Source organism: Neisseria sp. P0001.S005 (assembly GCF_051963715.1).
Map to the genome: position 1 here is coordinate 1 of NZ_JBQCTZ010000941.1, position 296 is coordinate 296.

1 protein-coding gene is annotated in these 296 nt (G+C 46.3%); it reads left to right on the forward strand.

Going from position 1 to position 296, the window contains the following annotated elements; all coding sequences use genetic code 11:
- A partial coding sequence (gene ribA / locus ACTHSP_RS23600) for a GTP cyclohydrolase II RibA (protein WP_440347186.1) occupies window positions 1-296 on the forward strand: 296 nt, incomplete at both ends.

Genomic DNA, 296 nt, shown 5'->3' on the forward strand with positions numbered 1-296 from the left:
CAGAAAGAAGGGCGTGGCGTTATCGTATATTTGCGCCAAGAAGGCAGGGGCATTGGTTTGATAAACAAAATCCGTGCTTATCGTCTGCAAGATCAGGGCTTGGATACGGTCGAGGCCAATGTAGCGCTCGGCCTTCCTGTCGATGCGCGCGACTTCACTTTGGCTAAGCAGATTTATGATTATCTGCATATTCGTGAGGTCAGATTGTTGACTAATAACCCTGAAAAAATCCAAACGTTGAAAGATTCCGGCATTAATGTGGTCGAACGGATTGCATTACATGTCGGCGAAAATGT